We start from the raw sequence: 21,556 nt of genomic DNA, 5'->3' as shown, positions 1-21,556 counted from the left end.
CGCCGTCGTCGTCAACCCGTATTCCGGGTCGATGGCGGATCGGGGCGCATTTCACGCACGCTTCGGCGCGCCAGCCATTCCTCCTTGAGCAGGCCGAACATCACCAGGTCGACGCGTTCGTTGGAACGCGGCAGCAGCCGCTGCTGCCGCATCGTGCCCTCGTGGCGGAAGCCGAGGCGTTGGTAGTTGTACATCGAGGCGGCGTTGCGTCCGTGCACCTGGCCATAGGCGCGATGACCGCCGGCCTTGTCGAAGACGAAGTCCAGCAGCGCGGCGCGGACCTCCTGCACGACGCCCTTGCCCCACCATTCGAGATCGCCGATGGCGACGTAGAGCAGGGCGCTTCCGGGTTCGGTGAAGAAGACACCATGCGAGCCGATCAGATGGTCGCTGCCGCGCGGAAAAATGGCGAAATGGAAGACCTTGCGATTGTCCGAGCGGGTGAAGCGGCGTGTCCATTTGCGCCGCGTATAGGGCCCTGGCGGCCAGCCAAGGCCATCCAGGAACGCTTCGTTCTCGGCCCAGCGGAAGCTGTGGCGGCCGAGCCATTCGCGCGACACGCCGCGCAGGGTGAAGCGCTCGGTCTCGATCACGACCCGGGGAAGAGGCTTCAGGCGTCTCAGCAGCGACTTGAACATGGCATCACCGGGGAGCGGGCGGGCTGGGCTCAGTCTAGCAAGGCGGCGACGGACGGGACGTCGATCGCGCCGAGCATCGCGTCGGGCGGCAGCGGGCGCCCGATCGCCGCTTCGACGGCTAGGACGATCCGGACATGGCCGATGCTGTCCCATTCGGGCAGGGTTTCCATGGATCCGTCCATAGGCGCGAGATCCGTGGGCAGAGCCAGCGCTTCGGCGATGATGCGGCGGGCCTGGTCGAGCGCGTTCATTCCGCCGGCATGCTCCGTCTCGTCTGGAAGAGTTCCGCCGTGCGGCGCCGGTCGAGCTTGCCCCGCTCGTTACGCGGCAGCGCCTCGACGACGCGGATGTATTCGGGCACGGCCTCGGCGCGGATCTGGGTACGGCACCATTGCCGGAGCGCGGCCTCGTCCGCGCTCGCTTCGGCGCGGAGCACGACCGCGACGGCGATCGTCTCGCCGCTGATCGGGTCGGGATGGGCGAAGGCGCATGCCTCGACGACGTCGGGGTGGCGCTCGAGCAGGAGGTCGATCTCCTCGGCCGGGATCTTGATGCCGCCCCGGTTGATCTCGTGCTTCAGGCGCCCGACGATGCTGAGCCGCCCATCGGCGTCGATCTCGCCGGTGTCGCCGGTCAGGAACCAGCCGCCCCTTATCGCCACATCCGTGAGCGTCGGCTGGTCGAGATAGCCCTGCATCAGCCCTGGCGTCGCCACGACGACCTCGCCACGACCGCGATCGCGCAGCGCGCCGTCCTCGCCGATGACGCGGATCGCGCCGCCCCAGGCCCGTCCCACCAGGCCATCGGCCGGCGGGGCCTCGGCAGCGTCGTGGCCTCCGATCCAGTTCGCGGTCTCGGTGATGCCGTACATGTTGACGACGTGCTCCGTGCCCGCCCAGTCCATGATGGCGCGCCAGAGCTCGACGGAGAGCGGGGCCGAGCCGACATGCACGCGCTGCAGCGATCCGCGCTCCGGTTTCGGGCTTGTCTTCATGGCGACGCGCCAGAGCGACGGCACCGAGCTTAGGAAAGATATGCCCTGCGCGTCGATCAGCGGACCCAGGCGCGCCAGTCCGATCGGGCCGGGATCGGGCATCAGGTGCAGGCGCGTGCCGGCGAGGAGCGGCGTCAGGCAATTGCCGATCAGGCCATGCCCGAAATGCATCGGCAGCAGCGACAGCGTCTCCGCCAGCGCGTCTGGCGGGATATGGGCGATGTTGAGCGCGATCCGCGCGGCGAGCGAGCGGCGGCTGTGCACGACGCCCTTCGGCGTCGCCGTCGTGCCCGACGTCATCAGGATCAGCGCCGGCGCGTCCAGCGTCGCGTCGTCGAGCTCGTCGGCGGCGCTGGCGAGGCTGGCTCCGGAAGCGGGCTCCGCCGGCGGCAGATGGGGGAGGTGGCCGTCTTCCACGGGGCCGACCCAGAGCGCGGGGCGCACCGTCGCGATCACGTTGGCCCGTTCGCTGGCGGTGATGTTCTTGGAAAGCAGTACCGCCGCGGCGCCGATGCGCCAGATCGCGAACAGGTCGATAAGCATGCCGGCCGGCGATCCGTGCGCCACGGCAACGCGGTCGCCCCTGGTCGCGCCGCCGCCGCGCAGCGCCACGGCACGATCATGAATCGCGGCGGCGAGGGCGGCGCGGTCGAAGGTCTCTCCGGTGCGCGCGTCGACGACGCGGGCCGAGGCTGGAACATGCGCGAACATGGGCCGACACTGCCACAGGGCACCGCGCTTGTCTGTGGTGTCTGACACAACCGCGCCGCGCTATCCTTGACCCTGAATTGATGCAGGCCCTATCTGGAGCCTGTCGGGTCGTGCCAGGTGGTCCGACTGATCGAGGAAGAGGGGGCGGCACCGCCGTGAATCTGCAGCGTCAGATCTTGTTCTGGCTGGGCCTGTTCCTGGTCTTTGTCGCCTTCCTGGTCGTCTTCAGCAATGTGCTGCTGCCCTTCGTGGCGGGCATGGCCGTGGCCTATGGGCTCGATCCGATCGCCGACTGGCTTGAGCGGCGCGGCCTGAGCCGGTTGTCGGCCTCCCTGGTGATCCTGGTCGGTTTCGTCGTCCTGCTCGTGCTGCTTGTGCTGCTGCTGGTGCCGCTGCTGGCGAACCAACTCGCCGGATTCATCGAGAAGATCCCGATCTACGCGCAGCAATTGCAGGCGCTGATCGAGGCGATGCTGCGGACGCGAGCCGGCCAGATGCTGCAGATCGACGCCGATCAGCTGAAGAGCTCCATGGGCACGCTGATGAGCGAGGCGGCCGGCTGGCTTTCGACTCTGCTCAAGTCGATCTGGAGCGGCGGCGCGGCGCTGATGGATATCGCCGCCCTGTTCGTGGTCACGCCGGTGGTCGCCTTCTACATGCTGATCGACTGGGACCGCATGGTCGCCCGCATCGACAGCTGGGTGCCGCGCGACTATGTCGAGACGGTCCGTGGCATCGCCCGCGACATCGACCATGCCATTGCCGGTTTCGTTCGGGGGCAGGGGCTGGTCTGCATCCTGCTCGGCTGCATCTATGCCTTCGGCCTGATGCTGGTCGGCGTGAATTTCGGCCTGCTGATCGGCATCGGCGCGGGCATCCTCTCCTTCATTCCCTATGTCGGCACGACCGTCGGTTTCGTCGTCGGCGTCGGCGTCGCCATCGTGCAGTTCTGGCCGGAATGGCAGTGGATCGGCGCGACGGTCCTGGTCTTCGCCGTGGGCCAGTTCGTCGAGGGCAACATCCTGCAGCCGCGCCTGGTCGGCGGCGCCGTCGGCCTGCATCCGGTCTGGCTGATGTTCGCGTTGTTCGCCTTCGGCGCCCTGTTCGGTTTCGTGGGATTGCTGATCGCGGTGCCGGCTGCCGCGGCGGTCGCGGTCTTGATGCGCTTCGCGCTGTCGCGCTATCTGACCAGCCCGATCTATCGCGGGCGGACCGGTGGGGACGAGCCATCCGCGCGTTCCTGATCGGCCATCGTTCGAGCGTTGAGTATCATGAGTGATCCGCTGCGGCAGCTGCCGCTCTCCCTGCCGCACAGCGCCGCCATGACTCGGGCGGACTTCGTCGTCGGCAGGGCCAATGATTCGGCGGTCGCGCTGGTCGACCGTCATCCGGACTGGCCCAATCCCGTCGCCGTCCTCGTCGGGCCCGTCGGTTCGGGCAAGACGCATCTCGGCCAGATCTGGAAGGTCGCCGCTGGCGCCGGCGAGATCGCGGCGCGCGACCTCGCCACGGCGTCGCTCGACGGCGTCGTCGGCGACCGCCCCGTCCTGGTCGAGGACCTGCATGAGGATGGCGTTTCGCAGCCGGCGCTGTTTCATCTGCTCAACCTGATCCGGGAGCGCCGTGTCTCGGCGCTCCTGACCAGCCGCGTTCCCGTCTCGGCGCTCCAGTTCGACTTGCCGGACCTGGCCTCGCGCCTGCGCGCCGCCGTGCCGGCGGAATTGAGCGAGCCGGAGGATGATCTGCTCGCCCGCGTCATCTTCAAGCTGTTCGCCGACCGCCAGCTCGCCGTCGATCCGGCGGTGGTTGACTTCATCAGTCAGCGCATGGAGCGCTCGCTCGGCGCGGCCAACCGGCTGGTCGAGCTGCTCGATCGCGAGGCCCTGGCCGCCGGGCGGCCGATTTCCCGCCATCTGGCGGCGACGGTCCTGGCGCGCGAGGCCGGCGACGAGCCGGAGCTACCCTTCGACGACTAAAGATCGGGACGGGCGTCATCCATGACGCAATTGTCACAATTCGCGTGTATCCTCGGGCGGAACGCGAGTGGATTAGAGTCATGGACCAGAAGAACCCCGATGCGAAGGCGGCGCTGGCCGCGATCAAGATCGACGCCGAGGCCGTGGATCGCCTGCGCCACAGTCCGGAGCGCTTCATCAATCGCGAGCTGTCCTGGCTGGAGTTCAATCGCCGGGTGCTCGAGGAGGCCGGCAACGCCCATCACCCGCTGCTCGAGCGGCTGCGCTTCCTGTCGATTTCGGCCAATAATCTCGACGAGTTCTTCATGGTGCGCGTCGCCGGCCTGAGGGGCCAGCAGCGCGAAGGCGTCAGCATGACGAGCGATGACGGCCTGACGCCGAGCGAGCAGCTCGCCAAGATCGCCGAGGCCGTCTCGACGCTCGCCTCCGACCAGCAGACCCGCTGGGCCGAGCTGCGCAGCGAACTGGCCATCGCCGGCATCATCCTCACCGATCCGACCGAACTGAAGGAGGGCGAGCGGTCCTGGCTCGAGGGCTATTTCATGGATTCGGTCTTTCCGGTCCTGACGCCGCTCGCCATCGATCCCGCGCATCCGTTCCCGTTCATCCCCAATCTCGGCTTCTCGCTGGTCATGCAACTGGTCCGTCCGGCGACGGGCAGCCGGATGACGGCGCTGCTGCGCGTGCCGATGACACTCGATCGCTTCATCAAGCTGCCGTCCACCGAGCCCGGCGTCGACCGCTACATCAGCCTCGAGAACGCGGTGTCGCTGTTCACGCAGCGCCTGTTCCCGAGCTACGCGATCGAGGGCGTCGGCGCCTTCCGCATCATCCGTGACTCCGACATCGAGGTCGAGGAAGAGGCCGAGGATCTCGTTCGCTTCTTCGAATCAGCGCTGAAGCGCCGGCGACGCGGTTCGGTGATCCGCCTGGAGATCGAGTCGGCGACGCCCGACGCGCTGCGCAACTTCGTCGCCGGCGCGCTTGCCGTGCTGCCGGACGAGATATTCCTGGTCGACGGCATGCTGGCGCTGAACGACCTGTCGCAGCTCGTCGGCATCGATCGCCCGAACCTGAAGTTCCCGCCCTACCAGGCACGGTTCCCGGAGCGGATCCGCGAGAATGGCGGCGACTGCTTCGCCGCGATCCGGGCCAAGGACCTCATCGTCCATCACCCCTACGAGTCGTTCGACGTCGTGGTGCAGTATCTGCGCCAGGCGGCGCTCGATCCGGATGTCGTCGCCATCAAACAGACCCTCTACCGTACCTCGAAGGACAGCCCGATCGTCAAGGCGCTGACCGAGGCCGCCGAGGCCGGCAAGTCCGTGACCGCGCTGGTCGAGCTGAAGGCGCGCTTCGACGAGGAGGCGAACATCAAGTGGGCGCGCGATCTCGAGCGCGCCGGCGTGCAGGTGGTCTACGGCTTCATCGAGCTGAAGACCCACGCCAAGCTGTCGCTGGTCGTGCGCCGCGAGAATGGCCAGCTCGTCAGCTACGTCCATATCGGGACGGGCAACTATCATCCGATCACGGCGCGCGTTTACACGGACCTGTCCTATTTCTCGGACGATCCGGCGATCGCCCGCGACGTCGCCCGCATCTTCAACTACATCACCGGCTACACGGAGCCGGTCGAGATCGAGCGCCTGTCGACCTCGCCGCATTTCCTGCGCAAGCGCATCCTCGACCTGATCTACGCCGAGATCGACCATGTGAAGGCCGGCAAGCCGGGCGCGATCTGGATGAAGATGAACTCGCTCGTCGATCCACAGATCATCGACGCGCTCTACGACGCCAGCCGTGCTGGCGTCGATGTCGAGCTGGTGATCCGCGGCATCTGCTGCCTGCGGCCGGGCGTGCCGGGTCTTTCGGACCGCATCCGCGCCCGGTCGATCGTCGGCCGCTTCCTGGAGCATGCCCGGATTCTCTGCTTCGGCAATGGCCACGGGTTGCCCTCGCCGGAAGCGATCGTTTATATCGGGTCAGCCGACATGATGCCTCGTAACCTCGATCGTCGCGTGGAAGCGATGATCCCGATGCTGAATCCGACCGTGCACGAGCAGGTGCTCGATCAGATCATGGTTGCCAACCTGAAGGACAACCAGCAGAGCTGGGAGATCCAGCCGGATGGATCGTCGCAAAGGATCGTGCCGCGGAAGGGCGAAGAGATCTTCAACGCCCAGTCCTATTTCATGACAAACCCGAGTCTCTCTGGCCGTGGAAAATCGCTCAAGAACAGCTCGCCCCGATCGATCGGGAATCGACCTGCCAAGCATTGAGGCCGAAGCATGCCTTGCGGAGGATGGAGAGACGCATGAGTATGCGCCGGGACGGCTGAGCGGCGTCGGTCCCGTCGCGATCATCGACATCGGCTCCAACTCGGTGCGCCTCGTGGTCTATGAGCGCCTGAGCCGGTCGCCGATGGCGCTGTTCAACGAGAAGGAGCTGGCCGGGCTCGGGCGCGGCATCGCCGGAACCGGGCGGCTCAACGAACAGGCCGTGGAGGCGTCCCTCGCCGCGATCCGCCGCTTCATGGGGCTCTGCCAGCAGATGCAGGTCCGCTCCGTGCACGTGCTGGCTACCGCCGCGGCGCGTGAAGCCTCGAACGGGGCCGACTTCCTGTCCGAGGTCGAGGAGATCACCGGCGTCGAGGTTTCGCTTCTGAGCGGTCCGGAAGAGGCGCGCCTGTCCGCCATGGGCGTGATCTCGGGCATCCATGAGCCGGACGGCATTTCCGGCGACCTGGGCGGCGGCAGCCTCGAGGTCGTCGATATCCGGGGCCGCGAGATCGGCACCGGCGAAACGTTTCCGCTCGGCGGCCTGCGTCTCGAGGAAACCTCGGACAAGACGCTGAAGAAGGCCGAGAAGATCGCCGCCGACGCGCTTTCCCGGTCGGCGGTTCTCGCCAAGGGGCAGGGCAAACCCTTCTACGCCATCGGCGGCACCTGGCGGTCCCTGGCGCGCCTGCACATGCGCCAGAAGGGCTATCCGCTCCACATCATGCATGAATATGCGATACCGGCGGACGAAGCGCTCGACTTCTGCCGCATGGTGGCGCGGCGCGACGCGGAATCGCTCGATTCGATCGAGGCGGTGTCGAAGAGCCGGCGTCTCCTGCTCCCCTATGGCGCCATCGTGTTGGAGCAGGTCATCCGCGCCATGAAGCCGTCTGTGATCATCCTCTCGGCGCTCGGCGTGCGCGAGGGCTTGCTCTACGACCTGCTCGATCCCGAGACCCAGGCGCTCGATCCGCTGATCGCCGCCGCCGACGAACTGGCGGTGCTGCGCTCGCGCTCGCCGGGCCATGTGCGCGAGCTCGGACCCTGGACCGGGCAGGCGCTGGCCGCGATCGGCATCGACGAGACGCCGGAAGAGGCCCGCCTGCGCACGGCCGCCTGCCTGCTGGCCGATGTCGGCTGGCGCGCGCATCCGGACTATCGCGGCGAGCAGAGCCTCAACCTGATTGCGCATGGCTCCTTCGTCGGCATCGATCATCCCGGCCGCGCCTATCTCGCGCTCGCCAACTACTATCGCCACGAGGGACTGGTCGACGAGCATTTGTCGTCGCGCATTCGCGAGTTGGTGACGACCCGTCTGATCGAGCGCTCCCGCGCTCTGGGGGCGGCGCTGCGGGTCGCCTATCTCGTCTCCGGATCCATGGCTGGGGTCATTCCGCGCACGCGGATCGAGGCGCGCGGCGACCAGCTGACGCTGGTCCTGCCGCCGGATCGCGGCATGCTGGCCGGCAGCCGCCTGCAGCGGCGCGTCGCGCAGCTCGCCAAGCTCGGCGGGTTCAGGCCGGCGATCGTCGTCGAAGACATCGACTGAGGCACAAAAAAAGCGCCGGCCTCAGGCCGGCGCCTCGACTTCCAATCCGATCGCGAACCGATCAGGCCGCTTCGATGGCTGGCTTCGGTGCGTTGTCGACGATCGTGACGCGCCGGCCGTCGAGCCGCAGCGAGATGTCGCCGCTCTTCAGCTTCAGTGCCTGCTCGCCGAACAGGTCGCGCCGCCAGCCATGCAGCGGCGGGACGTCGGCATTGCTGTCGCCTGCGATCGCCTCGAGGTCGTCGACCGTCGCGATCACGCGGGCGGCGACGCCATGCTCCTCGCTGGTCATCTTCAGCAGGACCTTGAGCAGGTCGACGGCGGCGCCGTTGCCATCGGAGGCGGGCTTCACCTTCGGCACCTTGGGCAGCTTGTCCTTCGGCAGGTCGACCGCGCGCTTGACGGCGGCGAGGATGTCCTCGGCCGTGCGCGAGCGCTCGAAACCGCGCGGAATGGTACGCAGCCGGGCGAGCGCCTCGGCGGTCGTGGGATGCTGTTCGGCGATCTCGTAGATCGCGTCATCCTTCAGGATGCGGCCGCGCGGCACGTCGCGGGCCTGCGCCTCGCGCTCGCGCCAGGCGGCGATTTCCATCAGGACGGCGAGCTGCAGCGGCTTCTTGATCCGCATCTTGAGCCGCTTCCAGACATTCGCCGGATCGATCTGGTAGGTATCGACCGAGGTGAGCACGCTCATCTCCTCGGCGACCCACTCATGCCGATTGCCCTTGTCGAGCTTCTGCTTCAGCGCCTTGTAGACGTCACGCAGATGCGTGACGTCGGCGATCGCATAGTCGACCTGCTGCGGCGTCAGCGGCCGGCGGCTCCAGTCGGTGAAGCGCGACGACTTGTCGATCGAGTGGCCGGTGATGCGTCCCACCAGCTGGTCATAGCTGATCGATTCGCCGAAGCCGCAGACCATGGCCGCGACCTGGGTATCGAAGATCGGATGGGGGATGATGCCACCGAGATGCCAGACGATCTCGATGTCCTGGCGGGCTGCGTGGAAGACCTTCACGACCTTCTCGTTCGCCATCAGCGCGAAGAAGGGAGCGAGATCGAGCCCGGGGACCTCGGCGTCGATGATCACCGCTTCGTCCGTGCTCGCGACCTGGATGATGCAGAGCTTCGGCCAATAGGTGGTTTCGCGCATGAACTCGGTGTCGACAGTGACGAATTCGAACCGGGAGAGGCGATCGCAGGCGGCGGCGAGGTCTTCAGTTGTCGTAATGATATCGGTCATGAAGCTTCTAATAGCGCAGGCGGCGCGGCTTGTCGCGGGGGAGTGCGGCGGCGCTGGCCCGGCAAAATAAAGGAAGCCCAGGCTCCGGCGACGCCGGGCGCCAGGAGAATAGCGCCTCATGTGTCGACTGCGGGCCTGGGCAATCCGATGGTCCCGCCAGTGGTGCGCGACGACTAGTCAGTCGCCCACCATCCGAACGGGCCGGAGTACATCCGTCCTGACCCGATCGTTCGAACCGCTGCGCCTTTCGGCGCGCCGTCCGTATGGAATGGCTGGGATGAACCCTAGATAGGGACCAATCTTGCCATTTCAAGGCCTCGCCATTCGGCCTCGTCCTTGACAAAGATGGACCCCCATGCGCTCTTCCGCGCGCGTAGATCATGTCCTTGCCCGTGCGGGGACCTGTTCGTTCGTCCAGTTGACGCCAGACCTAATCCGGATCCAGCACCATGCATCGCTATCGCACCCATACCTGCGGACAGCTCCGCGAGACCCATGCGGGCGAGACAGTCCGTCTCTCGGGCTGGGTCAATCGCGTGCGAGATCATGGCGGCGTCCTGTTCATCGACCTGCGTGACCATTACGGCCTGACCCAGGTCGTGGCCGATCCCGATTCGCCCGCCTTCAAGACCGCCGAGACCGTGCGTTCGGAGTGGTGCATCAAGATCGACGGCTTCGTGAAGAAGCGCACCCCCGAGACGGTCAACCCGAACCTGCCGACCGGCGCGGTCGAGGTGTTCGTGGAGGGCATCGAGGTTCTGGGCGCGGCCAAGGAACTGCCGCTGCCGGTGTTCGGCGAGCCGGACTATCCGGAAGACACGCGCCTCAAGTACCGCTTCCTCGACCTGCGCCGCGAGACGCTGCACGCCAACATCGTGAAGCGCACCAAGATCATCGCCTCCATGCGCCAGCGCATGACCGAGATCGGTTTCAACGAGTATACGACGCCGATCCTGACGGCTTCGTCGCCCGAGGGCGCGCGCGACTTCCTCGTGCCGTCGCGCATTCATCCCGGCAAGTTCTACGCGCTGCCGCAGGCGCCGCAGCAGTTCAAGCAGCTCCTGATGATGGCCGGCTTTGACCGCTACTTCCAGATCGCGCCCTGCTTCCGCGACGAGGATCCGCGCGCCGACCGCCTGCCGGGCGAGTTCTACCAGCTCGACCTGGAGATGAGCTTCGTTACCCAGGAAGAGATCTGGGACACGATGGAGCCGGTGCTGCGCGGCATTTTCGAAGAGTTCGCCGATGGCAAGCCGGTGACGCAGAAGTTCCGCCGCATCCCCTATGATACGGCGATCCGCACCTATGGCTCCGACAAGCCGGACCTGCGTAACCCGATCGAGATCCAGGCCGTCACTGAGCATTTCGCCGGCTCCGGCTTCAAGGTGTTCGCGCGCATGATCGAGGCCGATCCGAAGGCCGAGGTCTGGGCGATCCCGGCCAGGACCGGTGGTAGCCGTGCCTTCTGCGACCGCATGAACTCCTGGGCCCAGCAGCAGGGCCAGCCTGGCCTCGGCTACATCTTCTGGCGCACCGAGAACGATGTGCTCGAGGGGGCCGGCCCGGTCGCCAAGAACATCGGCCCGGAGCGTACCGAGGCGATCCGCGTCCAGCTCGGCCTGGAAGATGGCGACGCCGTCTTCTTCGTCGCCGGCGAGCCGTCGAAGTTCTACAAGTTCGCCGGCGAGGCGCGCACGCGCGTCGGCACCGACCTGAACCTCATCGACAAGGACCGCTTCGAGCTCTGCTGGATCGTCGACTTCCCGTTCTACGAATGGGACGACGAGACGAAGACGCTCGACTTCGCGCACAACCCCTTCTCGATGCCGCAGGGCGGCATCCATGCGCTCAGCCATCAGGATCCGCTGACGATCAAGGCGTATCAGTATGACGCCGTCTGCAACGGCTTCGAGATCGCGTCCGGTTCGATCCGCAACCAGCTGCCGGAGACCATGGTCAAGGCGTTCGAGCTGGTCGGCCGGTCGAAGGAGGACGTCGAGCGCGATTTCGGCGGTCTCTATCGCGCCTTCCAGTATGGCGCGCCGCCGCATGGCGGCATGGCGGCCGGCATCGACCGCGTCGTCATGCTGCTCTGCGGGGCGCAGAACCTGCGCGAGATCACGCTGTTCCCGATGAACCAGCAGGCGGAAGACCTGCTGATGGGCGCGCCGAGTGATCCGACGCCGAAGGCGCTGCGCGAACTGCACATCCGCCTCAACCTGCCGAACTGAGGCGTGCGTCCGGTCCCGGCCGATGGCTGTGGACGACGGGCGGAAAGTGCTTAGCCGGGCTTCTCATCGCGAGGGGTACCGTCTATATCACCACTGCGCGACGTCGACAGGCGACGCGCTTGACGCGGGGTGGAGCAGCCCGGTAGCTCGTCAGGCTCATAACCTGAAGGTCATCAGTTCAAATCTGGTCCCCGCAACCAGCATGGAAAAAGCCCCGGATCGCAAGATCCGGGGCTTTTTCTTTGTCGTGGCGCCGCAGGGCCCCGCCAGCGGCTGGCCGCCGGCGGGGAGGGCGGGCGTCCGCGCACCGACACGCGCGCGCGGCGGTGAAGGAGTGGAACTTCCCCGACCCCGACGTGCTGCTCTGGCGCTTCGGCGCGCGGACGACCGCCGAAGAGGCGCGCTCCCTGTTCGAGCTGCGCCGGGCGATCGAGCCGGCGCCCGCGAGGCTGGCGCGATCGCGCGGCGCTACTTCGATGCCGGCGACAGCATCCGCGCCATGGAGAAGGGCACGCACGATCTGGTCACGCAGGCCGATCTCGAAATCGACCGCTTCCTCGTCGAGCGGTTGCGACAAGCCTTTCCGGACGACGGCATCCTGACCGAAGAGTCCGGCGGCGATGGCGCGGACAGTCTCTGGGTGATCGATCCGATCGACGGGACGACGAACTTCGCGCGCCGGATCCCGCATTTCGCCATCTCGATCGCTTTCCACGCCAAGGGGCGCACCGAAAGCGGCGTCGTCTACAATCCGGTTCGCGACGAGATGTTCGCCGCCCGGCGCGGTTTCGGCGCCACCTGCAATGGGCAACCGATCCGGGTGCGGCCGACCCGAGGCGCGACCGACGCGGTCGTCGACGCCGGCTATTCGTTGAAGCGCCCGGTCGCCGACTATGTCGCATTGGTCGGCCGGCTGCTCGACAGCGATTTCGCCTTCGTTCAGAACGGCTCTGCCGCGATCGGGCTCGCCCATGTCGCCTGCGGCCGGATCGACGGCTATTGCGAGCTCTTCCTGCACAGCTGGGATGTGCTCGCCGGCCTGCTGCTGGTCGAGGAGGCGGGGGGATGGGTGAGCGACTTCGCCGCCGGAGGCGGCATCCTCAGCGGCAATGCGGTCCTCGCCGGCACGCCGGCCATTCGCGCGGCGCTCGAGCGCATCCTGCCGCTTGGAACCGCCATCTAGGCGCGGCAGGCGTGCCGGATCGGGTGGTTTTCAGTCGCGGCGCAGGCGACGCGGCTGCGGCAGGGCGAAGAAGCGGCCGAGCAGGCCCTGCGGGAACAGGACGACGACGGCGATGAAGGCGATGCCCGTCACCAGCAGCCAGTAATTGCCGATCGTCTCCGACAGGTAGCTTTCCATGTACTTGACGATGATGGCGCCGACGAAGGCCGCCAGCAGCACGGCCTTGCCGCCCACCGCCGCCCAGATCAGGATCTCGGTCGAGAGCGCCAGGCCGATCACGGCCGGCGAGACGAAGCTGAATTGGGTCGCGAACAGGCCGCCGGCGAGACCGGCGACGCCGCCCGAGATGGCGAGCGCCAGCACTTTCCAGAGCGGGACGAAGAAGCCGAGGCTCATGATGCGGCGTTCGTCGCAGCGGATCCCGCGCAGCACGGTGCCGTAGGGCGACCGCTCCACGGCGAGCAGGAACAGGAAGGCGAGGAGCGCGAAGCCGAGCACCAGCAGGTAGCCGGCGAAAGGATCGGCGCTGTCGAGGCCGCCGGGCAGCGGCAGCGGCGGCACGTCGAGAAGGCCGTTGAAGCCGCCGATATAGCGCCAGTTGGTCGTCACGCGTTCGGCGATGACGGCGGCGGCGATGGTGATGATGCCGAAATAGGCGGTGCGCAGTCCCTTGCCGAAGAACAGCGCCGCGCCGATGAGCCCGCCGAACACGGCGCCGGCGACGACCGCGAGCAGCAGGCCGAGCCAGGGCGAATCCGGGATGCCCGGCAGCATGCCTTTGGAGGTCAGCGACATCGCATAGGCGCCGGCACCGAAGAACAGCGCCTGGCCGAAGCTGACGAGGCCGCCCTGGCCCCAGATGAAAGCCAGGCTCATCGCGGCGATGCCGTAGATCAGCAGCTGGCCGAACATGGCCAGTTCCCACGGGCCGAGCAGCATCGGCAGGACGGCGAGAACGGCCCAGACCGCCAGGGTCGGAAGAAGACGAAGGGTCATTTGCTGCGCAGTCCCGACAGGCCGGAAGGAAGGAAGCGGATGGTCACGATCGCTAGCAGGAACACGACGATCTGCGCGATCACGGGCGTCCACCAGGCGGAGACCAGCGTGGTCGAGCTGCCGATGACGACGGAGCCCCAGATGGCGCCGGCCGGGCTGCCGACGCCGCCGACCAGGATCGACAGGAAGGCGGGCAGGACGAAGCCCATGCCCATCTGCGGATCGACGCTCATCAGCGGCGCCATCACCGCGCCGGAGAGGCCGGCGAGGCCGGCGCCGACGCTGAAGGTGGAGCGGTCGAGCCGGCGCATGTTGATGCCGAGGCACTGCGCCATCTGGCGGTTGGCCATCGCGGCGCGGGCCGCAAGGCCGATGGAGGTGCGGTAGAGCACCAGGAAGACCGCGAGCGCCACCAGGATGGCGATCAGGATCACGACCAGGCGATAGGACGAATAGGCGACGCCAAACAGCTGCACCGGCTCCGTCAACGGCGCGGCGACCTGCTGCGACTGCGGGCCGAAGACGATGACGATCGCCTGCCGGATGGCGAGCGACAGGCCCCAGGTGGCGAGGATCGTGTCGACCGGCCTGTCATAGATGAAGCGCAGGATCGCCGCGTCGCAGAGGAGGCCGACCAGGCCGACCGTGACGAAGGCGAGCGGCACGCAGAGCCAGAACGGCACGCCGACACCCTGCGCAACCAGTACCGTATAGGCGCCGAGCAGGAAGAACTCGCCATGGGCGAGGTTGATGACCTGCATCAGGCCGAAGATGACGACCAGTCCCACGCATACCAGCAGCAGGACGGAGGTGTAGTTCAGGGCATCCAGGGCCAGTCCGAAGAAGGACACCATCGCCTCAAAGTCCCATGTTCTGCGTGATGAGCTCGGGCTCGGCGATCAGCCGTGCCGTCGGGCTCTCGCCGGTGATCAGGCCGTTCTCGAGGAAGGCCACGCGCTCGGCGAGGATCTCGACCATTTCGAAGTTCTGCTCGATGACGATCACGGTCAGCCCCTCGGTGGCGCTGATCGCGGCGAGTTTCTCGGCGATCTCGTGCACGATGTTGGGCTGGATGCCCTCGGACGGCTCGTCGAGCAGCAAGAGCTTCGGCCGGCCGATCAGGGCGCGCGCGATGGCGAGCTGCTGCATCTGGCCGCCCGACAGTGTGCCGGCGCGTTGGGCGTGGCGTTCGCGCAGGATCGGGAACCAGTCGTAGATCTGGTCGAGACGCTCCATCCCGAGCCCCGGCTTGCCGATCACGCCCATGCGCAGGTTCTCGAGGATGGTGAAATCACCGAAGATCTCGCGTCCCTGCGGGACATAGGCGACGCCCAGATTGCTGATCCGGTGCGCGGGCAGGCCGCCGATCGGCTTGCCTTCCAGCCGGATCTCGCCGGCGGAGGGCTTGATAAGGCCGATCAGGGTCTTCGCCAGCAGGGTCTTGCCCATGCCGTTGCGGCCCATGATCGCGAGGCGTTCGCCGGCCGAAACCTTGAGGTCGATGCCTTTGAGCACGTCGGCGCCGCGGGCATAGCCGGACCGGAGCGCTTTGATCTCAAGCATGGCGGTCTCCGAGATAGGCGGCCCGGACCTGCGGGTCGGCGCGCACTTCGTCGTAGCTTCCCTCGCGCAGCACTTCGCCGCGCATCATCACGATCAGCGGGCAGGCGAGGTCGCGGACGAAGGTCATGTCGTGTTCGATCACGAGGATGGCCGTGTCGGTCGTCTCGTTGATCCGGCGGATCAGCTCGATGGTGGCCTGCGTCTCGGTCGCGGTCATGCCGGCCGTCGGCTCGTCGAGCAGCAGCAGCTTCATGCCGCGCGCGACCAGCATCAGGATCTCGAGGCGCTGCTTGATGCCGTGTGGCAGCTGCGAGGCGACCTTGTCGCCATATTCGGCGAGACCGGCCTCCTCAAGCATGCGGATCGCTTCGGCGCGATTGCCGCGCCAGAGCAACGTCTTCAGGACCTTGCCGCCCGTGGCGCGGGCGGCAAGGGCGATCTCCATGTGCTCCATGACCGTGAGGTCCGAGAGCACGCCGGGCACCTGGAACTTGCGCCCGACGCCCATGCGGCTGACCTTGTGGGCGGCGAGCCCGGAGATCCGGCGTCCTGCCAGAGTCGCCGTGCCGGCGCTCGGGGGCAGGACGCCCGTGAGGATGTTGAACAGGGTGCTCTTTCCGCAACCGTTCGGCCCGACGATGCACTTGATCCCGGCGGCATCGAGCGAAAAGCTCACCCCTCGCAGGGCATGGATGCCGCCAAAGCTCTTGCGTATATCGTCAATTTTCAGGAAGTCGGCGGTCACGGACGAAACCATCAGAGGCTGCACTGATCCGGTGCGTTGACCTTGCCGATGTACTCTTCCATGGCGAGCTGGCCACCCTTGACCGAAGCGATCAGGATGTTCAGGTCGACGTGACGATCGGACGGGCGGAGCGTGACTTCTCCGTTTCCGGACAGGATCGACTGGTTGGGCAGGGCGGCCATGATGGCGGCCTTGTCGTCCGTGTCGGCCTTGCGGACCGCGTTGATATAGAACTTAGTCAGCCCGTAGTGGGAGTCGGCGTAGTAGGTCACGACGGCGTCGTCGCCGAACATCTTGCGCTGGCGCGCGACGAAGTCCTTGGCCTCGGGCCGGTCGAGCGACTGCATGAACGGCAGGGGGGCGATGATGCCTTCGGCCTCTTCGCCGCTGAAGCCCGGCAGGTAGTTCTCGTTGAAGCCGAGGAACGAGATGCCGACCTTGCCCTTGAGGCCGGAGGCGGCGAACTGCTTGACGAAGGTGACACCGTCGGCGCCCGGCAGCGTCAGGATGACGAAGTCGGCGCCGGATTCCTCGATCTTGCGCAGCGTCGGCGCGAAGTCCTTCATGCCGAACGGCGTGTATTCCTCGCCGGCGATCTTGGCGCCGCTAGCCTCGGCCTTGGCGCGGATGGCGGCATTCATCTTCTGCGGCCAGGTGTAGTCGGCGCCGAACAGGTAGAAGCTCTTGGCGCCGCGGCCTGCGAGGAACGGGATCAGCGGCTCGACGAAATGCGCCGGAACCGGGCTGTAGCAGGCCATCCACGGGCTGCAGACGCCGCCTTCATAGTCGGTGGCGTAGAGCAGCGGGGTCTTGCCGCGCTCGATAGTCGACTTGATCGCATCGCGGTTGGCGCTGGTGACGGGACCGACGATCGCGTTGACGGCATCGCGGCGGATCAGCTGGGTCGCGCGTTCCACGGCGGTGCGCGGATCGGTCTTGTCGTCGGCCTGGACGATCTCGATCTGGCGACCGAGCACGCCGCCGGCGGCATTGGCCTCGTCGACGGCCATCTTCACGCCCTGGATGCCCTGCTGGGCGAAGAGCTCGAGGCCGCCCGAGAAGGGCAGCAGCACGCCAAGCTTGAACGGCTCGGCCTGGGCACGCGCCAGGCTCGGCATTCCCAGCGGCAGCGTCAGCGCCGCGGAGCCAGCCAGGAAGCTACGACGGCTCAGGCGGCCGCCGAGGATTTTGTTGTTGTCGCGTTTCGTCATGTTCCCCTCACTTTTTATACGCCTTGGCCAATTTGGACCCGGCAAAGCTGAGCGGATAATTTCATATGTCTACAAACAGTCAATACATTTTGAGAACAGTGTGCCGTGGATTGTGCCTAACCAACAGTCAGGCTGACTAAAATTAGGAGTCCGAAGGGAAAAATCAGCCGGATGACACAAGCGGAGTGTCGTCAGGTGGCGCCGAAATATCGTTGCTCATCATATGACTTTTCCGCTCCGCTTGACGTACTGGGTCGGCCCAGTCCGCATCGGGAGGTCGGTCTGCGGTCAATCCGGCTGCTGTTAAAAGAGGCTGCATTGGGTGGGCGTGATTCGTCCGGCGCTGGACGGGCGGCGCCTCGGATTTGCCTCCCGCAGGGGCTTAGAGGGGGGCGGGGCGCGAGCGGCGGCCAAGGGTTCTGCGCCAAGCCGCTACAGGTCTCGCCGTGTGCGCGGTTCAGGCGCCGGATCGCGACTGCCGTTGCTTCCATTCGGAATAGAGGCCCGGTCCGGTCGTGGCGAGCCGGACGTGCCGGATCGGCATCGACTGTTCCGCCAGCGGCTTTGCCAGCTCCGCATAGAGTGCGGCCGTGGAGAGGCCGTAGGGTTCCCCATCCTCGTTGGACTGGGCGTAGAACACCTGGCTGACGCCGGCGAGCCGCATCGCGGCCAGGCACATGGGGCAGGGGTGGCCGCTCGCATAGACGACGCAGCCGGCGAGATTGGGAGAGGCGAGCTTCTGGCTCGCGACACGAAGCGCCGTGAGCTCGGCATGGGCCGTCGGGTCGTTGCTGGCGAGGATCTCGTTGACGCCCGTGGCGATCACGGTGCCGTCCTTGACGACGACGGCGCCGAAGGGGCGGCCGCCCTGTTCCATATTGGCGCGGGCGAGGGCAACGGCCTCGCCGAGGTAGCGCTCGGTATCGTCCATGGTCTGCCTCCTACTTCGCGCCGGCTCGCGTCAGGATCGTCTCGATCTCCGTGTAGCCGCGCTTGCGTGCATGCTGGAGCGGCGTGACGCCGTCGCGATCGGCCAGGTCTGTGTCCGCCCCGGCGTCGACGAGGATCTGGACAATGCGCTGGTGCCGCTCGCCACCGTCACCGAGGATGACGGCCTCGATCAGCGCGGTCCAGCCGAGATCATTGACATGGTCGACGTCGACGCCGGCCGCGATCAGCGTCTTGACCGTCTCGACATGGCCCCGCTCGGCGGCCGGAATGAGCGCCGTGCCGCCGAAGCGGTTGGTGCTCTTCAGATCGGCGCCATGCGCCAGCGTCATCTTCAGGATCTCGAGATGGCCGCGCGCGCCGGCATAGAGATAGGGGCTGTCGTTGATCCGGTCCTTGGCGTTGACATCCGCGCCAGCCTCGATCAGGGCGCGCGCGGCCGCGACATGGTCGGCATGGGTCGCGACCAGCAGCGCCGTTTGCCCCTTCGCGTCACGGGCGTCGATCGGGGCGCCCTCGGCGAGGAGAGCCTTGATGGCGGCGGCGTCGCCCTTGGCGGCTGCCTGATGCAGGGGAGTGTCGGTCATGGTCTGTCCGAATGCGGTCGGCGGGAATAGCAGCGTCGTCGCCAGCATAAGCAGGGCGAGCAGGGTGAAAGGTCTGGTCATGAGGCTCCCTGATGCAATGGCGTTCTCGTCGATCCTAGCACGGGGGTGGCGGGAGGGGGCTGCGCGCTGCGCGTGGTGGGATGCGGCCGCGGAGTCTTCGGCGAGGGCGGTGCATAACCCGCATTTAATTCGCCGGGTGGGGTTCCAAACGGCGGAGAGACCTCCTATATGACCACTGCGCGACGGCGATGGCCATCGCGCTTGACGCGGGGTGGAGCAGCCCGGTAGCTCGTCAGGCTCATAACCTGAAGGTCATCAGTTCAAATCTGGTCCCCGCAACCAATCGACGAAGAGCCCGCTTTCGAGCGGGCTCTTTTCGTTTGGGTCTTCCGATCCCGACAGTGAGAACGCGATCGAGGTCAAGCGCCGCCTGCCGGTTTGGAGGATGTGCTGGCCCGTTGATCCGTCCGCGCGGCGCGTCGAGCCGCGGCGCGCATCACCCGTTCGGGTGATGTGGCGTGTCGCTGCATGGGTAAGTTCTGGCTCCAGGTTTGGGCGAGCCTAGGTGTGGACGTGTAGCCGCGCCTGTGCTGCCACGTCTGTTCCATCGGCCCGCCAATCCGGAACGAGCCCATGAAAGCCAGCTATTTCGCAGCGGATTCCATAGACAGAAGCAGCCTCGACGGCATCACGGCCGATTTCGTCGAAGGTGGTCCGGACCTTCTCGCGCGGTGGGGGCAACACTACGGCTGGACTGAGCGTCGCCTCGCGAACAATGTCGAATCCTATGGGCGAGCGACCGTCGGACGGATCAGTCCGGATGCCAGAACGCTTCTTCGCAACGGAGCTAGCTACTCCGGCGTCAACTTCGCCTCACAGGACTACCTCAATCTGTCGGCGCATCCCTCGGTGCATGCCGCCGCCAAGGAGGCGATCGACGCCTATGGGGTGCATAGCGCCGGCTCAGTGGCGCTGATGGGCAGCACGGAGCTTTCGATTGCGCTCGAAGGCCGCCTCGCGACATTTCTGGGCTATCGCGACTGCACGGTTTTCCCGACTGGCTGGGGCGCCGGCTACGGCGTGGTCAAGACGCTGGTGCGTCGCGGCGATCATGTCGTGATCGACGTGCTGGCCCATGCCTGCCTGCAGGAAGGGGCGCGCAATGCGACGCTCAACGTGCACAGTGTCCCGCACTGTTCCAACATCGCGGTGGAGCGTCGGTTGGAGCGCATTCGCGCCGGCGACGCCCGCTGCGGCATCCTCGTCGTCACCGAGGGCGTCTTCTCGATGGATAGCGACGTGCCCGATCTCGCCGAGCTGCAGGCGATCTGCCGGCGTCACGATGCGACGCTGATGGTCGATGTTGCGCATGATCTCGGCGCGCTGGGGGCGACGGGGCGGGGCGTGCTCGAGTTGCAGGACATGGCCGGCAAGGTCGACCTCGTCATGGGGAGCTTCTCCAAGGCCTTCGCGTCGAATGGGGGATTCGTGGCGACCAACGAGCCCGCTCTCAAGCCGGCATTGCGTTACAATTGCGGGCCGTTGACCTTCACCAATGCCCTTTCGCCCGTACAGGCGGCGATCGTGCTGGCGGCGCTGGACATCGTGGATGGCGAGGAAGGGGCCGCGCTCCGAGCCCGATTGATGAACAACGTTCTGCGGCTGCGGGCCGGGCTCGATGCGAATGGCTTCCAGGTGCTCGGGCAGCCGAGCGCGATCGTGCCGGTGGTGCTCGGCGGCAGCCCCGTCTCCCGCCTCGCCACCCGCTACGCACTCGAAAACGGCGCCATCGTGAACCTGGTCGAGTATCCCGCCGTCTCGCGGAACAGCTGCCGCTGGCGGCTGCAGGTGATGGCTCAGCACACGGCGAGCCACATCGACACACTCGTCGAAATCGCCATGGCGGCGCAGGTGGCGGCTCGTCGATATGAGAGCGATTCGGAGGTGGCAGAGGCGCTCGTGGCGCTCTGAGGCCAAGGCCGACGGCACGCCACTCCGTCTGTGCTAGGGGAGCGAGGGGGCGCGGGCGAACAGGGCGAGCAGATCGGCCTGTCGTGACAGGCCCGTCTTGGCGAAGACCGCCTTGATCTGGGCGCGCACCGTCTCCGGGCTCAGTCCCAGCCGCGTGGCGACTCCCGCGATGGTCGCGCCGGCGGCGAGGGCGCGGGCAATCCGCGCTTCGGCGGGAGACAGGTCGAAACAGTCCGGCGATCAGCCCGGCCGACGGGCCCCCTCGCTCGCTTCTTCTCGACCGAGAAAACGAGATTGTCGCCGCTTGGCGCCAGGATCGCGGTCGCCGCGCCAAATCCATAGCCGCAGGGCTGCATCAGCTCCGTATAGATCGGGAGGCTGTTGTATTCCTCGTCGCTGAACTCCTCGGCCTCGTCCTGGAAGCCATGGTGCTGCGTAGCCAGCAGGCGCGCAGCCCGTGGATTGCGACTGGTCCAGTCTTCCGCGACGATGCGGTCGATCAGATCCATGATACCGTCCGATGCCAGCCAGCGCGTGGAGGCGGCCCTCGAATTGAAGAGCACGGTGCCTTCGGCGCCGATGTCCCGGGCCATCGGGTCGAGGACCTTGCTCCAGTTCTCCGGAACGAACGCCGCCTCATAGATCAGATCGATGCTGCCAGAATGATCTTGCACCACCCGAGCCCCCAGCCACGCGGCTGGATGTCGACCGAA

General features: G+C 66.7%; 20 protein-coding genes and 2 tRNA genes. 9 read left to right on the top strand and 13 right to left on the bottom strand.

Features of this window, described 5'->3' with window-relative positions:
- Positions 1 to 11: 11 nt before the first annotated feature.
- Genes G539_RS0104375 through G539_RS0104365 form a run of 3 tightly spaced genes read right to left on the bottom strand, consistent with a single transcriptional unit; the run spans position 12 to position 2,343 of the window.
- Complete coding sequence (locus G539_RS0104375; RefSeq protein WP_029074118.1) at positions 12 to 638, bottom strand: GNAT family N-acetyltransferase; 627 nt, start codon at positions 636 to 638, stop codon at positions 12 to 14.
- 29 nt (positions 639 to 667) lie between these two features.
- Positions 668 to 889, bottom strand: a complete 222-nt coding sequence (locus G539_RS27275; RefSeq protein ID WP_035829969.1) for an acyl carrier protein — start codon at positions 887 to 889, stop codon at positions 668 to 670.
- A complete protein-coding gene (locus tag G539_RS0104365) occupies positions 886 to 2,343 on the bottom strand; it encodes a class I adenylate-forming enzyme family protein (RefSeq protein ID WP_029074117.1) in 1,458 nt (485 codons plus the stop codon). Before G539_RS0104365 ends, G539_RS27275 begins: the two co-directional genes overlap by 4 nt.
- A 155-nt stretch (positions 2,344 to 2,498) precedes the next feature.
- Here G539_RS0104365 and G539_RS0104360 point away from each other — a divergent pair, with 155 nt between their 5' ends.
- The 4 genes from G539_RS0104360 (at position 2,499) to ppx (ending at position 8,147) form a co-directional block, all read left to right on the top strand.
- Positions 2,499 to 3,587 carry an AI-2E family transporter gene (locus tag G539_RS0104360; RefSeq protein WP_051231069.1) on the top strand — a complete coding sequence of 363 codons (1,089 nt, stop codon included), beginning with the start codon at positions 2,499 to 2,501 and terminating at the stop codon, positions 3,585 to 3,587.
- Between the two features lie 27 nt (positions 3,588 to 3,614).
- Positions 3,615 to 4,319: a P-loop NTPase family protein gene (locus G539_RS0104355; protein WP_029074115.1), complete on the top strand. Its 705-nt coding sequence runs from the start codon at positions 3,615 to 3,617 to the stop codon at positions 4,317 to 4,319.
- 80 nt (positions 4,320 to 4,399) lie between these two features.
- Positions 4,400 to 6,598, top strand: a complete 2,199-nt coding sequence (locus G539_RS23645; protein ID WP_035829966.1) for an RNA degradosome polyphosphate kinase — start codon at positions 4,400 to 4,402, stop codon at positions 6,596 to 6,598.
- A complete protein-coding gene (gene ppx, locus G539_RS0104345) occupies positions 6,594 to 8,147 on the top strand; it encodes an exopolyphosphatase (RefSeq protein ID WP_051231111.1) in 1,554 nt (517 codons plus the stop codon). Before G539_RS23645 ends, ppx begins: the two co-directional genes overlap by 5 nt.
- A gap of 61 nt (positions 8,148 to 8,208) precedes the next feature.
- Here ppx and rnd read toward each other — a convergent pair whose 3' ends face one another.
- Positions 8,209 to 9,387, bottom strand: a complete 1,179-nt coding sequence (gene rnd, locus G539_RS0104340; protein WP_029074113.1) for a ribonuclease D — start codon at positions 9,385 to 9,387, stop codon at positions 8,209 to 8,211.
- A gap of 449 nt (positions 9,388 to 9,836) precedes the next feature.
- Between rnd and aspS the strand changes: the two genes are divergently transcribed.
- The 3 genes from aspS (at position 9,837) to G539_RS23640 (ending at position 12,801) form a co-directional block, all read left to right on the top strand.
- Positions 9,837 to 11,618 carry an aspartate--tRNA ligase gene (gene aspS / locus G539_RS0104335; protein WP_029074112.1) on the top strand — a complete coding sequence of 594 codons (1,782 nt, stop codon included), beginning with the start codon at positions 9,837 to 9,839 and terminating at the stop codon, positions 11,616 to 11,618.
- 123 nt (positions 11,619 to 11,741) lie between these two features.
- Positions 11,742 to 11,818: transfer RNA gene (locus tag G539_RS0104330), tRNA-Met, on the top strand.
- A gap of 2 nt (positions 11,819 to 11,820) precedes the next feature.
- A complete protein-coding gene (locus tag G539_RS23640; RefSeq protein WP_084639805.1) occupies positions 11,821 to 12,801 on the top strand; it encodes an inositol monophosphatase family protein in 981 nt (326 codons plus the stop codon).
- Between the two features lie 30 nt (positions 12,802 to 12,831).
- On the opposite strand, the gene G539_RS23635 is transcribed toward G539_RS23640, so the two are convergent.
- From G539_RS23635 to G539_RS0104290, 7 genes are all read right to left on the bottom strand, one after another.
- Entirely contained in the window at positions 12,832 to 13,797 is a 966-nt protein-coding gene (locus G539_RS23635; RefSeq protein WP_035830313.1) for a branched-chain amino acid ABC transporter permease, read from the bottom strand.
- A complete protein-coding gene (locus G539_RS0104315; protein WP_029074111.1) occupies positions 13,794 to 14,651 on the bottom strand; it encodes a branched-chain amino acid ABC transporter permease in 858 nt (285 codons plus the stop codon). Before G539_RS0104315 ends, G539_RS23635 begins: the two co-directional genes overlap by 4 nt.
- Before the next feature lie 4 nt (positions 14,652 to 14,655).
- Positions 14,656 to 15,360 (bottom strand): ABC transporter ATP-binding protein, encoded by a 705-nt coding sequence (locus tag G539_RS0104310; protein WP_029074110.1) that lies wholly within the window; start codon positions 15,358 to 15,360, stop codon positions 14,656 to 14,658.
- On the bottom strand, positions 15,353 to 16,105 hold the full coding sequence (locus G539_RS0104305; RefSeq protein ID WP_029074109.1) for an ABC transporter ATP-binding protein: 753 nt from the start codon (positions 16,103 to 16,105) through the stop codon (positions 15,353 to 15,355). Before G539_RS0104305 ends, G539_RS0104310 begins: the two co-directional genes overlap by 8 nt.
- 11 nt (positions 16,106 to 16,116) lie before the next feature.
- Positions 16,117 to 17,316 carry a substrate-binding protein gene (locus G539_RS0104300; protein WP_029074108.1) on the bottom strand — a complete coding sequence of 400 codons (1,200 nt, stop codon included), beginning with the start codon at positions 17,314 to 17,316 and terminating at the stop codon, positions 16,117 to 16,119.
- Between the two features lie 457 nt (positions 17,317 to 17,773).
- Positions 17,774 to 18,247, bottom strand: a complete 474-nt coding sequence (locus G539_RS0104295) for a nucleoside deaminase (RefSeq protein ID WP_029074107.1) — start codon at positions 18,245 to 18,247, stop codon at positions 17,774 to 17,776.
- A gap of 10 nt (positions 18,248 to 18,257) precedes the next feature.
- Positions 18,258 to 18,932, bottom strand: a complete 675-nt coding sequence (locus G539_RS0104290; protein ID WP_029074106.1) for an ankyrin repeat domain-containing protein — start codon at positions 18,930 to 18,932, stop codon at positions 18,258 to 18,260.
- Positions 18,933 to 19,137: 205 nt separating this feature from the next.
- Between G539_RS0104290 and G539_RS0104285 the strand changes: the two genes are divergently transcribed.
- Positions 19,138 to 19,214 (top strand) — tRNA-Met (locus tag G539_RS0104285).
- Between the two features lie 291 nt (positions 19,215 to 19,505).
- Positions 19,506 to 20,843 (top strand): aminotransferase class I/II-fold pyridoxal phosphate-dependent enzyme, encoded by a 1,338-nt coding sequence (locus tag G539_RS0104280; RefSeq protein WP_051231068.1) that lies wholly within the window; start codon positions 19,506 to 19,508, stop codon positions 20,841 to 20,843.
- A gap of 33 nt (positions 20,844 to 20,876) precedes the next feature.
- On the opposite strand, the gene G539_RS26535 is transcribed toward G539_RS0104280, so the two are convergent.
- Both G539_RS26535 and G539_RS0104275 read right to left on the bottom strand, forming a co-directional pair.
- Positions 20,877 to 21,014 carry a helix-turn-helix transcriptional regulator gene (locus G539_RS26535; protein WP_245576801.1) on the bottom strand — a complete coding sequence of 46 codons (138 nt, stop codon included), beginning with the start codon at positions 21,012 to 21,014 and terminating at the stop codon, positions 20,877 to 20,879.
- Positions 20,984 to 21,520: a hypothetical protein gene (locus G539_RS0104275; RefSeq protein ID WP_029074104.1), complete on the bottom strand. Its 537-nt coding sequence runs from the start codon at positions 21,518 to 21,520 to the stop codon at positions 20,984 to 20,986. The genes G539_RS26535 and G539_RS0104275 overlap by 31 nt, the downstream gene beginning before the upstream one ends.
- Positions 21,521 to 21,556 lie beyond the last annotated feature (36 nt).

This window comes from Kaistia adipata DSM 17808 (genome assembly GCF_000423225.1).
Lineage (GTDB): Bacteria > Pseudomonadota > Alphaproteobacteria > Rhizobiales > Kaistiaceae > Kaistia > Kaistia adipata.
This window is presented reverse-complemented; position numbering and strand designations above follow the sequence as displayed.